The following is a 17,944-nucleotide window of genomic DNA, read 5'->3' on the forward strand; positions in this document are numbered from 1 at the left end:
AGGAGAAGTTATTGCTGGTAGAACACTTGGTTTTTTGTTAGTAAAAAATTATTTAACCGAACCGCGAATCATCGCGGTAACACCCGTACGGGAAAGCTCACGAATGCCATAAGGACGAAGTAATTCGACCATAGCATCTATTTTATCTGAATCTCCGACAACTTGCACGATTAATGAAGCTGGGCCAATATCAACGACCGCTGCGCGGAACGTTTCAACGATGCCAAGAATTTCTGGACGCATAATTGGTTCAGCATTAACTTTAATAAGTGCGAGTTCTCTGGCTACCATTGGGTTGGAGCTCAGATCTACTACCTTGATTACATCAATCAACTTGTACAATTGTTTGGAGATTTGCTCCAATGTATTGTCATCACCCGTGGTTACGATAACCATCCGGGAAAGTCCGTTTTCCTCGGACTCTCCTACGGTGATGCTTTCAATGTTAAAGCCGCGGCGCCCAAACAAACCAGAAACACGTTGCAGGACACCAGGCTGATTGTTTACGAGTACGGAAACTGTATGTTTTGTTGTCATTCCGAATCCCCCATTAACATGTCACTGATTGTATCGCCGGCCTTAACCATTGGGAACACGTTCTCGCCCTTCGGTACGACGAAATCAATAACGACAGGCCCCGGTGTATCGAGTGCTTCCTGCCATGCTCTTCTCGCTTCTTCTTTCGTCGTTGCACGCAAACCTTTTACGCCGTAAGCTTCTGCAAGCTTAACGAAGTCAGGGCTTCCTGCCAAGTCAATGTGACTATAGCGATTCTCATAAATAATCTCTTGCCATTGACGAACCATTCCAAGCACTTGGTTGTTGATAATAACAACTTTAACCGGAATGTTATTGATCGCACAGATCGCAAGCTCTTGCGCACACATCTGAACGCCGCCGTCTCCATTGATGGAAACAACTAGTTTATCTGGGTTCCCCATTTGTGCACCGATCGCGGATGGGAATCCGAAGCCCATTGTCCCTAGTCCGCCTGATGTTACTAGAGAGCGTGGGTTTTTGAATTTATAGAATTGCGCGGCCCACATTTGATGCTGACCAACGTCTGTCGTAATGATCGCTTCACCATTGGTTGTTTCGCTGATCATTTCAACAACGAATTGCGGCTTAAGTTCTGTTTCGGTTTCGCCGTATTTAAGCGGGAATTTCACTTTATTCTCTTGCAGCTCAGCGATCCATGCTGCGTTGTTCGCAGGTTTCGCTTTCGTATTGGCATACTCTAGAACGGCTTTCACATCACCAACACATGGAATATCCGTCTTCACGTTCTTGCCGATTTCAGCCGGATCTACGTCGATATGAGCGATCACTTTTACTTTTGGAGCAAAACCATTCAAATTCATCGTCACCCGATCATCGAAACGGGAACCGATCGAAATCAATAGATCTGCATTCTGGATCGCTGTATTTGCGGTATACGTTCCGTGCATCCCTGGCATACCGAGCCAAAGCTCGTGTGCACTTGGGAAGCCGCTTAAACCGAGCAACGTTGTTGCCACAGGGATCTGTGTTTTATTAACAAATTCAATTAATTCTTTGGAAGCATCCGCATAAACAACGCCGCCCCCTGCAATGATGACTGGACGTTCAGCCTCTTCGATGGCTTTGATCAGCTTATCAACTTGCAGCTTATTCGGTTGTACCGTAGGGTTGTAACCACGAATGCTTACATCCTTTGCAGGTTTAAATATCGTTTTATGAGCGGAGACATCCTTTGGTATGTCAATGAGAACCGGGCCCTTACGTCCTGAGTTCGCAATATGGAATGCTTCGTGAATGATACGCGGCAGGTCATTAACGTCTCTTACCAAATAGCTGTGCTTCGTGATCGGCATTGTAATACCTGTAATATCAGCCTCTTGGAAAGCATCCGTACCGATGAAGTTCGTTGCCACGTTACCTGTAATAACAACTAGAGGAACAGAATCCATATATGCTGTAGCAATACCTGTGACTAAATTCGTAGCCCCCGGTCCGGAAGTTGCGATACATACGCCAACTTTGCCAGTTGAACGAGCGTAGCCATCAGCTGCATGAATAGCGCCTTGCTCATGTCTAGTCAATAAGTGATTGAAATCATCAAAACCATGCATTGCATCATAGATGTACAATACAGCGCCGCCTGGATATCCAAAGACGCAGTCCACACCCTCCAGCAATAAGCTTCTTAGCAAAATCTCGGAGCCTGTAATCAGGTCTGGCTGCGTTAGCTTCTCAATTAGTTCTTCTTTAGAGCGTTTTGGTTCAGTTTGAACATTCATTGTGATCCTCCTCTCGAAAAGTCAATTCGTGTCTAAGTCTTACCATGCCATGAAAATAAGAAAAACCCCGTTCATCCCGGACACGCATTACACGTGTTCAACGGGACGAAAGGGGTTTAAGCTTCCGTGGTACCACCCAAATTTGCTATATGCTTCACAGCACATAACCTTAGCAGGAACGTTCATGAACGAACATTGCCCTCAGCACGATAACGTGTGCTCTTCCGGTTCTCCCTACTGCGTGCAGGCAATCCGCATGTTTCAGGAAAACAGCTCCGAGGTGACTTCGTACGTAAGGGATTAAGGCGATGGTTTCAGCAAGTCCAACGCTCTCTGCGCATAAGTGCCCTTATTACTTCTTCCTCTTCATAGCGATTCATTCGTATGCTTCACCATATCAAATATGATTAAAGATTATTATATGCATCCCAAAGCCAATAGTCAATAGGTAGATCGAATAAAACAATGGAAAGTGAGAGAAGATAATACCAATTCTATGGAAAGTTCTGAGGAGGCCAACAATGAAGACGTCTCTGCAAGTCCCTTTCCCCATGACAACATCGCTGCAAGATAACGTCAAATGGCTTCAAGATCGATTAGGCAAAAGTTCAGATGTGTACTATCGACAACTAGAAATTGGCGTATATCCTGATACGAATAGCGTTGGTTTATTTTACATCGATGGACTTGTCCAAAATGATATTCTGAATGAACACGTTTCAAAACCGCTCCTTAGCGCTCATGAGAATGCCTCCTATTGGCAGCAGGATATCTGCTTCCATGATTTGTTGTGCCAGGCGATTACCATCAGTGAACTAACCTTGAGCAAGGAAGGAACCGCTGTCCTCACTGCCCTTCTAGGGGGCAATACCATCCTGATTGCGGATGGCTATGACGAGGTTATCATCGCCGGCACTTCAGGGTGGGATAAGAGAGCCATTGAAGAACCACAAACCCAAACCGTCGTACGCGGTCCCAAGGAAAGCTTCACGGAGGATATTCGCACGAATACCTCTTTAATTCGGAGAAAAATTAGATCTCCTGATCTTCGATTCATCTCCTTGTTCATTGGCCGATATACCCAAACAGAAGTTATCATTTGTTATTTGGAAGGCATTGCCGATGAAAGGGTCCTTCTTGAAGCAACATCGCGATTAGAACGAATTGATACGGACAGTATTCTAGAAAGCGGATTTATTGAGGAATATATCGAGGATGTGACCTACTCCCCGTTTCCTACGATCATGAATTCAGAACGTCCTGATGCGGTGGCCGCAGGTATCCTCGAAGGTCAGATTGCGATCCTTGTCGATGGCACGCCTTTCGTTTTACAAGCGCCCGTTACTTTCTTTAGCTTTTTAAAATCGAGTGAGGATTACTATCAACGCTTTGATATCGCAACGTTCATTCGGGCTATTCGCTATATTTCCTTTGTCGTCTCGATGCTGCTTCCGTCGCTCTATATCGCAATCACGACGTTTCATCAAGAAATGCTGCCAACGACGTTGCTCATCTCCTTGGCCGCACAGCGTGAAGGTGTTCCTTTCCCAGCCTTGCTAGAAGCGCTGCTCATGGAAGTCACCTTCGAAGTGCTACGTGAAGCAGGCGTACGTATGCCCAGGGTAATCGGATCCGCCATTTCAATTGTAGGAGCACTTGTACTTGGACAAGCTTCTGTGCAAGCCGGGTTAGTGTCTGCCGCCATGGTTATCATCGTATCCTTTACAGCGATATCCAACTTCGTCACACCAGCACTGAATATGGCTGTTGCCGCACGATTAATTCGTTTCGGGTTAATGTTGTTGGCGGGCTCCTTTGGATTATTCGGCATCTTGACTGGTTGTATGGCCATTTTAATTCACTTGGCTTCGCTGCGTTCCTTTGGTGTTCCTTATTTGACACCTCTGGCACCACTCGCAGTAAGCTCATTCAAAGATACCTTGTTACGGGTTCCGCGTTGGTTAATAGGCTTACGTCCGTTTACTCGCTCGAACACAACGAGAACAAAGCCCTATGACAAACCCTCTCCGCCTAATAAAGATCGCTTCTAAGACATGCTCTCGGAGGATATCAACTTGAATCAGAAGTTCAATCGCCACGTACCATGTCTGATGATCCTCAGTTTATGCTGTCTGCTGCTAACAGGCTGCTGGGATCGAAAAGAACTGAATCAACTGGCTATTACCTCAGCGACCGCCATCGATTGGGACGGGAAGGTGTGGACCGTGTCTTATCAGGTTGTTATCCCACAATCCATCGCTAACCCGAACACGGGAGGGAGCCCTGGGCAGCAAGCGCCCGTCATGGTCTTCTCTACAAGCGGCAGTTCGATCCGAGGGGCTGTCCAGCAATCGAGCTTAGAGATGCCAAGATCGCTTTTTTTTGCGCACAATCGTGTGATCGTGATCGGAGAAAATGCCGCTAAAGAAGGCATATCCCAGCTCTTAGATGTTTATTTGCGCAATTCAGATTCACGGGAAACTGTTGGTTTATTGATTACGAGCGGTGAAGGAAGAAAGATTCTTGAGCAAATTGTTCCTCTAGAGAAAGTACCAGGCGCCGCCATTAAGAACATGATCCATAACGAGGATATGAACGGCTCGAATTTCAAACAAGTTTCCATATATCAACTGATGATGGGGATTGCTAGTGATGCTCCCTACACAATAGTACCGGAAATTGTCATTTCAGGTGAAGGCGAGAACAATACGATTGCTACGCTCAAAAAAACGTTCTTTAGCAATAAGCTTAGACTAGGCAGGAGTGCTGTATTCAAAAAGGATAAACTAGCGGGATGGTTCACTCCCCATGAAGAATATGGCATGAGTTGGATTCGAAATACAATCAAACGGACAACTTTGTATTTTGGCTGTACGCCAGGCAGTATGGACGTCAAAGCAGCCCTGAGAGTCGATCGCAGCACAACCAAAATGAAACCTATTCGTACTACCGACGGGCGCTTGATTATGCATGTCGACGTAAATACTGTCGGTACCATTAATGAGAATGCCTGCTCGAATGACCTTACACAACCGAAAGACCTGCATGCTTTTGAGCAAGTAGCAGGTGCGGAAATTACACGTCTTATGACGGAATCCTTTCAGGCAGCTGTGAAAAAAAATCTTGATGTGTTTCATTTCGCAGACACCATTCATAAGCATGATCCTACCTATTGGAAACAGATAAAACCGAATTGGGACGAGCACTTCGCACAACTGCAATTCGAATCACACGTAAAGGTAAAAATCGCAAGAATCGGCATGAGCGGCAAATCCTTCACGGAAATGACCAAAGATTCAGCTGAGTAATCCGTTATATGAGGAGGAACCGAGGGACATGGAAGATCGCATTACGAACTATCAACTCGTTGTTATGATCATCCTTTTCGAAATCGGGAGCACCCCCCTGTTCGCACTAGGGGGCGGTGCGAAGCAGGATTCTTGGCTTGCCATGTTGGCAGCAGCTTTAGCTGGATTCTTCTTATTGCTCATGTGCGTAACCCTACAACGACGTGTTCCAGAGCAGGACTTGATCGGGCTCCTTCGGATCTGTTTTGGCAAAATTGCCGGCAGCATCCTCGGGGTTCTCTTTGCAATTTATTTTGCCTATGAGTCCATGAGAAACGTCCGTGATTTCGGAGAAATCACGAACTTAACCCTACTGAACACCACGCCAAAATACATTACCATGTTCATCATCCTATTATTAGCTTCCTATGCCATCTTGATGGGAGTCGATACCTTATTTCGGGTAACAGAAGCGCTGCTGCCAGTCATCGCGATCAGTTATGGTTTGCTTATTTTCCTCATATGTATCGCTGATTTAATCCACTTCGATAATTTGTTGCCCATCCTAGAGAATGGCTTTAAACCCGTCCTTCGTGCAGCTTTTCCAGATATGGTCTCTTTCCCTTTCGGACAAACCATTATTTTCTTCATGATTTGGCATATGCTGCCTGAGCAAAAAAAGGTAAAAAAACTGAGTCTTACGGCATACACCATCGTCTCTCTCTTCTTAATCATCATGAATAGCATCAACATTACCGTACTCGGTACTACACTAGCTGATAACAGCACGCTACCCTTCCTGCAAACTGTCCAGCTTATTGAGGTTGGCGATATCTTCGAGCGGCTAGATGTTCTCGTCACGTTACTGCTCTTTCTAGGCTTATTCGTCAAAATGACAACCTTTTTCTGGGGAGCTGTTTATGCTTTCGCTCATATTTTCCCTTCCTTGCGAAAAGCCACCTGGCTCGTTATCGTGGGCAGCTTGATCTTTGCCTCTTCATTTCTTGAACCTAACTACTCGGTACACGTTTGGCTAGGGCTTAAGTTTAGTGTGAAGCTATACCCACTTTTTCAAGTGGTCATCCCCCTCTTCATGTTCATCGTGATACGATTTCGGAAACTCCCGTCTCCTCAAGCTTCATCAGACATCTGAGCTCGTTCCTACGGCAATTCCGCATGATACAACAAAAAGAGCCTGCCCCCTAATGGGGACAAGCTCTTAAACGTATCGTATCGCTTACGCGTTTACTTTCGCTTTTGCAGCTGTTGCCAAATCGTTGAACGCTTTGGAATCATTCACAGCTAGGTCAGCCAAGATTTTACGGTTAACTTCGATACCAGCCAATTTAAGGCCGTGCATCAATTTGCTGTAGCTCAAGCCGTTTTGACGAGCGCCTGCATTGATACGAGTAATCCAAAGTCTACGGAAGTTACGTTTTGTTTGACGACGGTCACGGTATGCATATACCAATGACTTCATTACTTGCTCTTTAGCTGTTTTAAATAAACGGTGTTTGGAACCGAAATAACCTTTTGCTAATTTCAAAATTTTCTTACGACGGTGAGCGCGAATAAATCCGCCCTTGACTCTTGCCATTGTGAACTACCTCCTGGGATATATAAATGATGTTCCGTGTTTAAGCTGAATAACGATTAACCTTTGATAAGGGACAATTGTTGTTGCAGACGACGTACATCGCCAGGAGCCATGACTGGGTTCGTGGACAATACGCGTTTTTGCTTGGATGATTTACCAGAAAGCAAGTGGTTCTTACCTTGTTTGTATCTCATCACTTTGCCTGTGCCAGTGATTTTGAAACGGCCTTTCAGGCTGCTGTGTGTTTTCATTTTCGGCATGTTGTTGTTCCTCCTAATTTAGTATACTCGCCTAAGTTGTCGCTTTTGGCGTTAAGATCATGATCATGCTTCTTCCCTCAAGCTTAGGAGCACGCTCCTGTGAGGAGATTTCAGCAGTCTCTGTAGCAAGGCGCTCAAGCACTTTGCGACCAATCTCCGAATGCGCAATCTCACGACCACGGAAACGAACGCTAGCTTTGACTTTATCGCCTTCACCAAGAAACTTAACTGCGTTGCGAAGCTTCGTTTGGAAGTCATGTTCATCAATCGTCGCACTCAGGCGAATTTCCTTGATATCCACAATCTTCTGATTCTTACGAGCTTCTTTTTCTTTCTTCTGTGTTTCATAACGGAACTTGCCGTAATCCATAATGCGGCAGACAGGCGGCTTCGCCGTCGGTGCAACGTTTACTAAATCAAGGTTCGCGTCAAGTGCAATTTGAAGAGCTTCGCGAATTGGTGTAATACCAAGTTGTTCTCCATCCGCCCCGATAAGGCGTACTTCCTTCACACGAATCTCGTCATTAATCATATGGTCTTTGCTAATCGTGTTCCACCTCCATAAAGTATGTAACTCTCTTCCAAATATAAAAAAGATGCGGGCACAGTGGGCCCACATCTTCATCAATAACAGGTTTAAGACAAACCTATTGAATGTACATGATGATTCATTCAAACCAGCCAACGCCAACGTTAGTCAGGTGAGAAGCGGGCGCTTCTGCTTTACTCGAAATATAATATCATCTCATTCTAGAAAAGTCAACTCACTTGTTTACTTTTCATTTCATCCAATCGAATAACACGTGTATGTTCTGTGTGGCTCCATTGCTTGTTGTTTTGCGTGAAGAACGCATAGAACGTAATTGGCCACCAAGACAGCATGAAAATCGGGTAAAGCAGCAAGTACTTATAAGTCTTTTTGTTTGCCTTTTCAACTAACATCGCCATCGGAAGCAGCACATAGATCGCCAAGCTGATTGAATTGATCAGCACAGGGTTGACATGAACCAGTGCTGAATTAGCTGTGCCGTGATCAGTCATGGATTGAATCCACAGCATAACCGTTAGGATGGCACCGAAGAAGAAGTTGTATACATTCGCCGAATAGATCGCCGCGTCAATTTTCACCCAGCTGCCCGTCTTAATGCCTTGCCACAGCAATGGGAAGAAGAAACGCTTCGCCACTTCAAAGTGACCTTGCATCCAACGCAGACGCTGCTTAGCAGAAGCACTGAACGTTAACGGTTTTTCATCATAGACACGCGTATCGTAGTTATACGTAGGTTTAATCCCCATTTGCACACACATCATGGAGAATTCAAGATCCTCAACCAAGCTTGTAGCCCGCCAGCCAACTTGCTTTAACAGCGCGGAGTCAAAGCACATGCCCGTCCCGCCAAGGTAATTGGCAAGCCCTAGATTGGAACGCGGCGTTTGGACAAAACGGTTCGCATAGAAGAACGAGATCGCAAACGAACCTGTGATCCATGAATCATTCGGATTTTTGGTATCTAGATAAGCTTGAATCACGCGTGAACCTGAACACAGATCATTGTTCATGTGAATCAAATAATCTGGACTAACGAGGTTATCCGCATCAAACATCACGATTCCATCGTACTGACGCTCACGCTTCCATAACTCTTTGAGCATCCATTCAATCGCATACCCTTTACCTCTCAGGTTCGGGTTATGCCGTTCCATCGCATACACCCCGTGGTGCCTAGCAATGTCAGCCGTGTTATCCGTACAGTTATCGCAAATCACGAAGATGTCATACATCTCTCTCGGATAATCCAACGTCTTCAGATTCTCAATCAAAGCCCCGACAACCTGTTCCTCATTATGAGCAGCAACCAATACAGCAAACGATTTCTGTGGAGCAAACATCTTTTTGTTCTTGGGACGATACCAACCAAAAAACGTTAAAAACAACTGATACGCACCGATCAATGCCAAGAAAACCTGAACGGTAAGCATAATCTTGTCTAGCATGAAGCAAAGTCCCCCTTTTTTTTGTGCACGTCAGCTATCTTTTTGTATGCCTGGCGCTTTTATGTACAAGTCATTCATGTTAACAGACTAACGGTGAAACAATCGTTTCTGATTCTCCTCTCTTTCCTCCAGTTTGTCAAAGTCTGCAAACTTCGAAAAAGCGTCAGTTCTTTGAAATTTGGGAGGTTCGCACACACCGAATAGAGCATGAGCTTGAAATCGGGTCGAAAATGTCTTGTTTTCATCGTTTTTCATATATTGTGTACCAAAAGTTCACCATTTAGACGAACACTGCCTTTTCTGTGTGGTGACGTCTTTATTATAAATTACTCCGCTATTCGCTGACAACTTTTGCTCAAATCCCCTGTAAATGGATAGCTCTAACCACCATAACAACATTCGCATTACACAGTCTCTAATAGTCCGTCGTTCGCAAATAGGACATAACCCCCCCCCAGTCGATACGGGATATTCACCCCAAATTTCGGAAACACTAGAAGACATATAGTAGGAACTTACCTGAGCCTGATCGCAGATAAATGCCATCCTAGCATACAAATGTTAACGCCAGATTAGTGCCACATTAAAATACTTTTATGTATATTTATCATCCAGTTAATCCTCCACTAATAAACCCTTCGTACAATATAGTTAGCGAGTATTTCTAAGTTTGAAGGAGGCGGTTCCTCATGAGCAACAGCAAAGTTGTCCATTGGCTTCAAGATCATGAAACACGTCTATTCCACTTCGTCAATCAACGTATCCAACATCAATTACTTGATCAATTCTTTACAAGAATCACCCATTTGGGCGGTGCCACAGCATCCATTATGATCGCTTCATGCTTAGCCTGTTTCGGGCAAGGATCGCTGCGTATAGCTGGACTACAAGCACTGCTGGCTTTAACCATTAGCCATATCCCTGTTGCCATTATGAAAAAGAGATATCCTAGACTTCGCCCTTATCTTGTCCATCCTCAAACCATTACACATAAAAACCCACTAACCGATCATTCTTTCCCTTCTGGGCATACCACCGCTATTTTCTCCGTTATTATACCTTGTGTATATGCTCTCCCTCTGCTTGGACTCGCACTAATCCCTATTGCCCTCGTTGTCGGGGTATCGCGGATATACTTGGGACTTCATTATCCATCGGATTGTATCGTAGGTTGCATGATTGGAACAACGGTATCCATAGTGACAGTCGCATTCTGGGGGTAAAACATGGAACATGTATCGCGCAAAAGAAGAGTGCTTATCTTATCTGAGGGCTTCGGTGCCGGCCATACGCAAGCTGCTTTCGCACTGGCCAGCAGCTTAGAACAGCGCTGCTCTACCATTGAAACCCGTGTTGTGGAACTCGGCTCTTTCCTCCATCCTACGCTGGCACCTTGGATTCTCGGCGCTTATAAGAAAACTATTGCTGCACAGCCCAAATGGTATGGTCGCCTGTACCGAGCTCAATATCAGAAATCATTGAATCCCTTGACGCAGCTCGCCCTTCATCGCATTTTCTATGCGCAAACAGCAGCTATGATTACACATTGGGCACCGCAAGCCATCGTCTGTACGCATCCTTTTCCCAGCGTCGTTGTTTCGCGATTGAAAAGAGCTGGCTTGCATATCCCTCTCTGCACCGTAATCACCGACTACGATGTTCACGGGACTTGGGTCAGCCCTGAGGTGAATAAATACATGGTATCTTCCGAAGATGTGAAACATAAACTTATTGTCCATGGCATCGCGGCCGCGCATGTCGAAATTACGGGGATTCCAGTGCATCCTAGCTTCAGAGAAGTCCATGATCGAGCTTTAATTCGACAGCAATTCAATCTTTCATCGAAGCCTACTGTATTGGTAATGGGTGGAGGTTGGGGACTCATCGGCGGAGATTCATTGAGTGAACATTTATTGGCTTGGAGAGAACGAATTCAGTTTATTTTCTGTTTAGGACATAACCACAAAGCCATCTCCAAACTCGCTGCAGACCCGCGGTATCAACATCCTCATATTCATCTCCTTGGATTTACACAAGAGATTGGCAAGTTGATGGAAGTCTCCGACCTGCTCGTAACGAAACCAGGCGGGATGACATGTTCAGAAGGTCTAGCCAAATCGATTCCCATGTTATTTTATGATCCTATCCCAGGCCAAGAGGAAGAGAACGTGGATTATTTCACTAAACATGGGTTCGGAGAATCGATTCGATCCGCGGATACCATCTCTCACTGGCTGACCATGCTGGCTAGTCGTTATGGGGATGTGCAGGCCAAGCGCCTTTCCAATCAGCAAAGGAAGAGTCACTTGCCTGCGGGTGATGGATCGGAAGTCATTCTCCAACTATTAGGTTAAAATAAAAACAGACGAATCCTTGCTGCTCCTGAGCAACAGCGATTCGTCTGTTTTTATTCATGCTTATTCGGCTGATTCTTTGGCTTCAGCAGCTAAAGCGGTTGCCGCCGCTTGCTTCAACTGCTCTTGATGTGATGACAATGCGTCTTGTCCAATCACAACTTCACAGCGATGAATGTTCATGCCTTGCCCCGCGAATTTCGTTTCGTACTCCGTCATCACATGATCAGGATGAATGCCATCCACGTGAAGATTCAGCGAAATATTACGCATTCTTAGTCCCATATCCGCAAATGAATTCAATGAGAATTCAAATAGGGATTGCGAATCGGTTTTCAAATGAATTTCACCCTTGGCGTTCAAAATTTGTTGATATTTAGCAACAAATCCCGGATGCGTTAGACGTCTGCGCGCATGCTTCTTCTTCGGCCACGGATCACTAAAGTTCAAATATACGCGCTCTAGCTCACCTTCAGCAAAAGCCTCTTCAATATGTTCGATATTGAACAGCATCAATCTGAGATTTGGGATACTTAGCACGGCATCCTCTTCAGTTTCCACGGTAATTTCATGAGCAACCTTGGCTTTCTCGCTTGCTTTCCGAATCAACTCATCATACATATCGACACCAATGAAATTGATGTTTGGATACTTTTTACTCATTTCACTGATAAAGCGCCCTTTGCCCATACCAAGCTCAGCATGAATAGGATTATTATTTCCGAACAACTCGGCCCATTTACCCTTATAATCCTTGGCATTTAGTACAACGAGTTCTTTTTGACGTTCTATATCTTCTCTGATACCTTTTCTGCCCCGTAAACGCATTATTCATTTGCCTCCTACACGTACATGCTATCGAATACAAATCATAGACGATTCTATAAAAAAAATCAAAGCTTTCCTCTAGTAAACCGATGGAAGAATGAAAGAAAACACCTTCCGAATGGAAGGTGCTTACATGCTTCGCTTTTAGTCAATGTTATTTGTAGCTTTCGTCTCTCCGACTGTTATTGCTGCGCAGCCCCGCTAAGCCTAATAAACCTACTAGACCTAACCAACCCCAATTCATACTTTTAGTCGAAGTATCTGTTGTAGACTTAGCACGGTAAGAATTAGTCCCATAATTGCCTGATGGCGTTGTGCTAAGGCTTTTCGTACTCATTCGGTCAACCATATTCGCACTGCGATCGACACCTCGCTCAATCGCATTGGCCCCGCGTTCAACACCTCTCTCAACCGCGTTGGCCCCTTTTTCAACCGGATTCGTTCCATAGCCATTGATATGGTCCATAATGCCGGTCCCTCTCCCTGTTGTTCCATAGCCCGAATACGTGTTAGGAGTCGTTAAATTCCCATTATAAACACCGTTCGTTCCGTTCCCGCTAAAATTTGGTGAAGAACTGACGCCTGTCCCCAGCCCCATTCCTGGCGAAGTGGCGTCATAGTTGCTGCCGGTATAGCCCGTTGATGTCGTAGTCCCCGTTGTCCCTGTCCCCAATGTCCCAATTGGTGATCCCGTTCCGGTCGCATTTCCTGTATCCATTTGCGTAGCCTGAACCCCTGCTGCCCCCATACTTAAAGCTGTTGTCAATGCTACCGCCAAAGTTATTGTACGAAACTTTTTCATGTAGTCCATTTCCCCTCTCAGCTCGTAATTGTGGTGCAAGGTTATCATGCTCGCTAAGGAGAGGTTTTATTGGGGTACTTGTTGGAAAGGCAGGGGTCGCTTTCATGTGTAAATTTCGCTACAATATAGGTTGAAGCATGAATAAAAGATTGAAAGTGAAGCAACAGAAAGAAAGGATACATGTCTTATGTCTACAATGATTCAGGAATCGCCTCAGCTTTGGGGTGATAAACGTTTCCATACATGGAATTATGAAATGCGGGATGCCTTCGGAGGAAAAGTATTCAAAGTCATGCTCGATGCTGGCTTCACTTGTCCGAACCGCGATGGCAATATTGCAACTGGCGGATGCACGTTCTGCTCTGCACGCGGATCAGGAGATTTCGCTGGAAGTCGCCGCGATGATCTTGTCACACAGTTTAACAAGATCCGTGACCTTCAACATCAGAAGTGGCCGGAAGCCAGCTATATTGGCTATTTCCAAGCCTACACGAATACTTACGCACCCGTTGAAGAGTTGCGAGAATACTATGAAGAGATTTTGAAACAACCTGGTGTCGTTGGTCTTTCTATCGCTACGCGGCCAGACTGCTTGCCAGATGATGTTATTGAATATCTCGCGGAATTGAATCAGCGCACCTATTTATGGATTGAGATGGGTCTGCAAACCGTGCATGAATCCACTTCGGTGCTGATTAATCGCGCTCATGATACACAATGCTATCTCGATGCTGTAGCTAAGCTGCGCAAACATAATATTCGCGTGTGTGCGCACATTATTTATGGCTTGCCTGGCGAAACCCATGGCATGATGCTGGATACAGGCAAGGCGGTTGCTCAAATGGACGTGCAAGGCATCAAGATTCATTTGCTCCATCTCATGCGCAAAACCCCGATGGTCAAGCAGTATGAAGCTGGTTTATTGCAGTTCTTAGAGAAGGATGAGTACGTGAAGCTGATCGTTGATACGTTGGAGATATTGCCGCCAGAGATGATCGTTCATCGCCTCACAGGAGATGCCCCGCGGGATCTTCTTATCGGCCCTATGTGGAGCCTCAAAAAGTGGGAAGTGTTGAACGCTTTTGATAAATTACTCACGGAGAGAAATACGTGGCAAGGGAAGTATTGGTCGGGGAAAGAAAGCTAATATCAGCTAGATTCTGTACAACCAGCGTCCTCTCGTTCCATATTTCCTGGGAAATTGTCGAGAAATGCGTTAGTAAGCAATCACTGGAGGCACTCTACACATGGGATTCGTTTCAGTTCTGAGTTATGTACACCAATTAATCGGCCAACGTGTCGCCTCTGGTGATACTGTCATCGATGCCACGCTCGGCACAGGCGTGGACGCCTGTTTCATGGCGAAGCTCGTAGGCGCCCGCGGCAGCGTCTACGGCTTCGATATCCAGCAGGCCGCGCTGGATCAAACCGAGCAGCGTCTGGCGAAGGAACTGCCAGACGCCCACGTGCACATGAGCTTATGCAGCCATGCGCTCATGGAAGCGGCGGTGCCGCAAGACCGCCACGGCAAAGTCGCCGCGGTCACCTTCAATCTCGGCTACCTGCCGGGAGCCGATACGGCCATCATCACCGAGCAGGCATCGACGATACCTGCTCTTGAAGCCGCCCTCCGCCTGCTGCGCAAAGGCGGAATCGTGACCATCGTGCTGTACAGCGGGCACGATGGCGGGTCTGAAGAAGCCGCAGCGGTCGAGCGTTGGGCTTCTCAGCTGCCACTCGCAGCAGTTCAAGTGCTGCGGTATCAATTTGCCAATCGCAGCGCCTCTGCGCCGTATCTCTTGGCTCTAGAAAAAAGATAGCCGCATGATATAATGCTAGAGTGGTATAAATGACAGAATGATAGAATAGACTAGGGGAAAGTAGGGATTGTTTTGAAATCATACCCGTTACAATTTCAACCTGAAATGAAAGAACGCGTTTGGGGAGGCAGAACCCTCGAACGCTTCGGTTTTGAACTGCCGGAAGGCGCGATCGGAGAAGGTTGGATGATCGGCGATCATCCGAACGGAACGACGAAAGTGATCAACGGCGAATTGGCTGGCCTAGGCTTGGACGAAATTCGTGAGAAATACGGCAAAACCTTGTTCGGCACTAAAGGATTCTCAGAGAAAAATGGCCGTTTTCCACTCTTAATTAAATTGCTTGACTGTGAAGACGATCTATCTGTGCAGGTTCATCCCAACGATCACTACGAGAATCTCGCGGCGGGTGAACTTGGCAAAACAGAAATGTGGTATATTCTCGATGCGAAGCCAGGCGCCAAAATTATATATGGCATGAAAGAAGGCGTAACACGGGAGAGCCTTGCAGAAGCGATTGCGGAGAACCGCATTATGGACTGCTTGCAAGAAGTTCCTGTCGAAGCTGGCGATTCCTTTTACATACCTGCCGGTACGGTTCACGCATTAGGCGCGGGTGTACTTGTAGCAGAAATTCAACAAAACTCCGATACAACGTATCGTTTATATGATTACAACCGTCCAGGCTTGGATGGCAAAATGCGTGAACTGCACATCGAGGATTCCCTTAATGTGATCGCGTACGAAGGTTCAGGTTCCACGCGCATGAAAACCGATATAGCCGAAGCAGGGAAATGGTTGACGCTCGCATCCTCTCCTTTTTTCACCGTGGAAAAAGGCCTTGTAGGCCCGCAGTGGGAACTTACTACAACGCCAGAAAGCTTCGTTATTCTTGTTATCGCAGAAGGCAACGGAACGTTGCAATGGGCAGACGGCCAAATTGCGACGAAGCCAGGCGACTGCTTCTTGCTTCCTGCTGATTTGGGCAGCTATTCCCTTGAGGGCAGCATGACGGTGATTCGTAGTTACTTGCCTTAAAACTTATTTGTAGCCTAACATAAATAAAGCTCTCTGACTGTACCCGCTCGGGGCTATCAGAGAGCTTTTATTTTATGGAACGATCTTAGTGTTCTTCCGTAAGGCTGCTTTCTTTCAGGATCACGTCATGTGCTCCGCCTTCAACGAGTGAAGTTGCGGATACGAGCGCGATTCTTGCATTTTGCTTCAATTCATCCAGCGTCAAAGAACCGCAGTTGCACATGGTGGACTTGATTTTACCCAGCGTCTTGTCCAAGTTTTCTTGCAGACTTCCCGCATAAGGAACGTAGGAATCTACGCCTTCTTCAAACAGAAGCTTGCTCTTGCCGCCAGTGTCATAACGCTGCCAGTTACGTGCACGATTGGAACCTTCGCCCCAATATTCTTTCACGAAATTGTTGCCAACTTTCAGCTTACGAGTTGGACTCTCATCGAAACGAGCGAAGTATCTGCCCAGCATAACGAAGTCAGCGCCCATCGCCAGAGCAAGGGTCACATGGTAGTCGTGTACGATACCACCATCGGAACAGATCGGAACATAGATCCCTGTTTCTCTGAAGTACTCGTCTCTCGCTTCGACAACCTCCATCACAGAGGAAGCTTGGCCGCGGCCAATCCCTTTTTGCTCCCGCGTAATACAGATGGAACCGCCGCCGATCCCCACTTTAATAAAGTCAGCACCTGACTCTACCAAGTAGCGGAAACCTTCGCGATCAACAACGTTACCTGCACCGATTTTCACATCGAAGTTCTGTTTCACATACTGCACCGTTTCATGCTGCCACTCACTGTAACCGTCAGAAGAATCGATCACCAGAATGTCTACGCCCGCTTCAACAAGCGCAGGAACTCTTTCCGTATAATCCTTCGTGTTAATCCCCGCACCAACAATGTAGCTCTTATTCTTGTCGAGCAGCTCCATCGGATTCTCTTTGTGCTCATCATAATCTTTGCGGAAAACCAGCGTATCCAGATTCCCATTGCCATCAACAACGGGCAAGCAATTCAGCTTGTGATCCCAGATCAAGTTATTTGCTTCCGAAAGCGAGATACCGGATTTACCATATATTAATTTCTCAAACGGGGTCATGAACTCCGAAATTTTGCGTTCTAACGGATCGCGGCTCTTGCGATAGTCACGGCCTGTTACGATTCCCAGCAATTTGCCGTTCGCTGTGCCATCATCAGTGATTGCAACCGTGGAGTGCCCTGTTTCTTCTTTCAAAGCTAGCACATCACTTAGGGTTTGCTCAGGCTTCAGGTTGGAGCGGCTTACAACGAAACCAGCCTTGTATCCTTTTACCTTGCGCACCATCTGTGCTTGCTCTTCAATCGACTGGGAGCCGAAAATGAACGAAATCCCGCCACTACGCGCCAACGCAATAGCCATTCCATCATCGGATACGGCTTGCATGACAGCAGAAGAAAACGGGATATTCAGTGAGATCGCAGGTTCCTCACCTTTATTAAACTTGACTAGCGGAGTCTTAAGCTTTACATTCGCCGGTGTACATGCCTTCGTCGTCAAGTTAGGAATCAACAGAAACTCACTAAACGTACGCGATGGTTCCATATAATACGTAGCCACTTTACATTTTCCTCCTAATATTAGGGATCTTTGAGCATTCCTCAAAGTCTCTCACTCGATTGATCCATAGGTAAATTTTTATAATCTTATCACTGA

Annotated in this window: 17 protein-coding genes; 8 read left to right on the forward strand and 9 right to left on the reverse strand. The window is 46.1% G+C overall.

The window, feature by feature from the left end; all coding sequences use genetic code 11:
• Positions 1–48: 48 nt before the first annotated feature.
• Both ilvN and ilvB read right to left on the reverse strand, forming a co-directional pair.
• On the reverse strand, positions 49–537 hold the full coding sequence (gene ilvN / locus A8708_RS19435; protein ID WP_056609108.1) for an acetolactate synthase small subunit: 489 nt from the start codon (positions 535–537) through the stop codon (positions 49–51).
• Entirely contained in the window at positions 534–2,279 is a 1,746-nt protein-coding gene (gene ilvB / locus A8708_RS19440; protein ID WP_068666414.1) for a biosynthetic-type acetolactate synthase large subunit, read from the reverse strand. Before ilvB ends, ilvN begins: the two co-directional genes overlap by 4 nt.
• A gap of 521 nt (positions 2,280–2,800) precedes the next feature.
• Between ilvB and A8708_RS19445 the strand changes: the two genes are divergently transcribed.
• Genes A8708_RS19445 through A8708_RS19455 form a run of 3 tightly spaced genes read left to right on the forward strand, consistent with a single transcriptional unit; the run spans position 2,801 to position 6,719 of the window.
• The gene (locus tag A8708_RS19445) at positions 2,801–4,330 is read left to right on the forward strand and encodes a spore germination protein (RefSeq protein ID WP_068666416.1); all 1,530 of its coding nucleotides are present in this window, start codon (positions 2,801–2,803) and stop codon (positions 4,328–4,330) included.
• A gap of 24 nt (positions 4,331–4,354) precedes the next feature.
• The gene (locus A8708_RS19450; RefSeq protein WP_167355905.1) at positions 4,355–5,587 is read left to right on the forward strand and encodes a Ger(x)C family spore germination protein; all 1,233 of its coding nucleotides are present in this window, start codon (positions 4,355–4,357) and stop codon (positions 5,585–5,587) included.
• A 28-nt stretch (positions 5,588–5,615) separates the two neighbouring features.
• Positions 5,616–6,719: a GerAB/ArcD/ProY family transporter gene (locus A8708_RS19455; RefSeq protein WP_068666420.1), complete on the forward strand. Its 1,104-nt coding sequence runs from the start codon at positions 5,616–5,618 to the stop codon at positions 6,717–6,719.
• 84 nt (positions 6,720–6,803) lie between these two features.
• On the opposite strand, the gene rplT is transcribed toward A8708_RS19455, so the two are convergent.
• From rplT to A8708_RS19475, 4 genes are all read right to left on the reverse strand, one after another.
• A complete protein-coding gene (rplT, locus tag A8708_RS19460) occupies positions 6,804–7,163 on the reverse strand; it encodes a 50S ribosomal protein L20 (protein WP_028553998.1) in 360 nt (119 codons plus the stop codon).
• Positions 7,164–7,219: 56 nt separating this feature from the next.
• Positions 7,220–7,423: a 50S ribosomal protein L35 gene (rpmI, locus tag A8708_RS19465; protein WP_068666422.1), complete on the reverse strand. Its 204-nt coding sequence runs from the start codon at positions 7,421–7,423 to the stop codon at positions 7,220–7,222.
• A gap of 31 nt (positions 7,424–7,454) precedes the next feature.
• Positions 7,455–7,955: a translation initiation factor IF-3 gene (gene infC / locus A8708_RS19470; protein ID WP_056609101.1), complete on the reverse strand. Its 501-nt coding sequence runs from the start codon at positions 7,953–7,955 to the stop codon at positions 7,455–7,457.
• A 227-nt stretch (positions 7,956–8,182) separates the two neighbouring features.
• Entirely contained in the window at positions 8,183–9,418 is a 1,236-nt protein-coding gene (locus tag A8708_RS19475) for a glycosyltransferase family 2 protein (RefSeq protein WP_068666424.1), read from the reverse strand.
• Positions 9,419–10,107: 689 nt separating this feature from the next.
• On the opposite strand from A8708_RS19475, the gene A8708_RS19480 reads away from it, so the two are divergent.
• Both A8708_RS19480 and A8708_RS19485 read left to right on the forward strand, forming a co-directional pair.
• Positions 10,108–10,641, forward strand: coding sequence for a phosphatase PAP2 family protein (locus tag A8708_RS19480; RefSeq protein WP_068666426.1), 534 nt, complete (start codon positions 10,108–10,110; stop codon positions 10,639–10,641).
• Between the two features lie 3 nt (positions 10,642–10,644).
• Complete coding sequence (locus tag A8708_RS19485; protein ID WP_068666428.1) at positions 10,645–11,772, forward strand: MGDG synthase family glycosyltransferase; 1,128 nt, start codon at positions 10,645–10,647, stop codon at positions 11,770–11,772.
• Positions 11,773–11,835: 63 nt separating this feature from the next.
• Here A8708_RS19485 and trmB read toward each other — a convergent pair whose 3' ends face one another.
• Both trmB and A8708_RS19495 read right to left on the reverse strand, forming a co-directional pair.
• A complete protein-coding gene (gene trmB, locus A8708_RS19490; protein ID WP_068666430.1) occupies positions 11,836–12,600 on the reverse strand; it encodes a tRNA (guanosine(46)-N7)-methyltransferase TrmB in 765 nt (254 codons plus the stop codon).
• Between the two features lie 154 nt (positions 12,601–12,754).
• A complete protein-coding gene (locus A8708_RS19495) occupies positions 12,755–13,402 on the reverse strand; it encodes a WGxxGxxG family protein (RefSeq protein WP_068666432.1) in 648 nt (215 codons plus the stop codon).
• Positions 13,403–13,589: 187 nt separating this feature from the next.
• On the opposite strand from A8708_RS19495, the gene mnmL reads away from it, so the two are divergent.
• The 3 genes from mnmL (at position 13,590) to A8708_RS19510 (ending at position 16,260) form a co-directional block, all read left to right on the forward strand.
• Positions 13,590–14,549 carry a tRNA modification radical SAM protein MnmL/YtqA gene (gene mnmL / locus A8708_RS19500; RefSeq protein ID WP_068666435.1) on the forward strand — a complete coding sequence of 320 codons (960 nt, stop codon included), beginning with the start codon at positions 13,590–13,592 and terminating at the stop codon, positions 14,547–14,549.
• A gap of 100 nt (positions 14,550–14,649) precedes the next feature.
• The gene (gene mnmM, locus A8708_RS19505; protein WP_068666437.1) at positions 14,650–15,222 is read left to right on the forward strand and encodes a tRNA 5-(aminomethyl)-2-thiouridylate-methyltransferase MnmM; all 573 of its coding nucleotides are present in this window, start codon (positions 14,650–14,652) and stop codon (positions 15,220–15,222) included.
• Positions 15,223–15,294: 72 nt separating this feature from the next.
• The gene (locus tag A8708_RS19510) at positions 15,295–16,260 is read left to right on the forward strand and encodes a type I phosphomannose isomerase catalytic subunit (RefSeq protein WP_068666439.1); all 966 of its coding nucleotides are present in this window, start codon (positions 15,295–15,297) and stop codon (positions 16,258–16,260) included.
• Positions 16,261–16,345: 85 nt separating this feature from the next.
• On the opposite strand, the gene A8708_RS19515 is transcribed toward A8708_RS19510, so the two are convergent.
• Positions 16,346–17,848, reverse strand: coding sequence for an IMP dehydrogenase (locus A8708_RS19515; protein ID WP_068666441.1), 1,503 nt, complete (start codon positions 17,846–17,848; stop codon positions 16,346–16,348).
• Positions 17,849–17,944: the final 96 nt, after the last annotated feature.

The sequence above is a fragment of the Paenibacillus oryzisoli genome (assembly GCF_001653565.1).
Taxonomy (GTDB): Bacteria; Bacillota; Bacilli; order Paenibacillales; family NBRC-103111; genus Paenibacillus_E; species Paenibacillus_E oryzisoli.

Bases quoted from the DNA above. Each gene is read 5' to 3' on its own strand.
- ilvN (WP_056609108.1), bottom strand. From the start codon at position 537: ATGACAACAAAACATACAGTTTCCGTACTCGTAAACAATCAGCCTGGT.
- ilvB (WP_068666414.1), bottom strand. From the start codon at position 2,279: ATGAATGTTCAAACTGAACCAAAACGCTCTAAAGAAGAACTAATTGAG.
- A8708_RS19445 (WP_068666416.1), top strand. From the start codon at position 2,801: ATGAAGACGTCTCTGCAAGTCCCTTTCCCCATGACAACATCGCTGCAA.
- A8708_RS19455 (WP_068666420.1), top strand. From the start codon at position 5,616: ATGGAAGATCGCATTACGAACTATCAACTCGTTGTTATGATCATCCTT.
- rplT (WP_028553998.1), bottom strand. From the start codon at position 7,163: ATGGCAAGAGTCAAGGGCGGATTTATTCGCGCTCACCGTCGTAAGAAA.
- rpmI (WP_068666422.1), bottom strand. From the start codon at position 7,423: ATGCCGAAAATGAAAACACACAGCAGCCTGAAAGGCCGTTTCAAAATC.
- infC (WP_056609101.1), bottom strand. From the start codon at position 7,955: ATGATTAATGACGAGATTCGTGTGAAGGAAGTACGCCTTATCGGGGCG.
- A8708_RS19475 (WP_068666424.1), bottom strand. From the start codon at position 9,418: ATGCTAGACAAGATTATGCTTACCGTTCAGGTTTTCTTGGCATTGATC.
- A8708_RS19480 (WP_068666426.1), top strand. From the start codon at position 10,108: ATGAGCAACAGCAAAGTTGTCCATTGGCTTCAAGATCATGAAACACGT.
- A8708_RS19485 (WP_068666428.1), top strand. From the start codon at position 10,645: ATGGAACATGTATCGCGCAAAAGAAGAGTGCTTATCTTATCTGAGGGC.
- trmB (WP_068666430.1), bottom strand. From the start codon at position 12,600: ATGCGTTTACGGGGCAGAAAAGGTATCAGAGAAGATATAGAACGTCAA.
- A8708_RS19495 (WP_068666432.1), bottom strand. From the start codon at position 13,402: ATGAAAAAGTTTCGTACAATAACTTTGGCGGTAGCATTGACAACAGCT.
- mnmL (WP_068666435.1), top strand. From the start codon at position 13,590: ATGTCTACAATGATTCAGGAATCGCCTCAGCTTTGGGGTGATAAACGT.
- mnmM (WP_068666437.1), top strand. From the start codon at position 14,650: ATGGGATTCGTTTCAGTTCTGAGTTATGTACACCAATTAATCGGCCAA.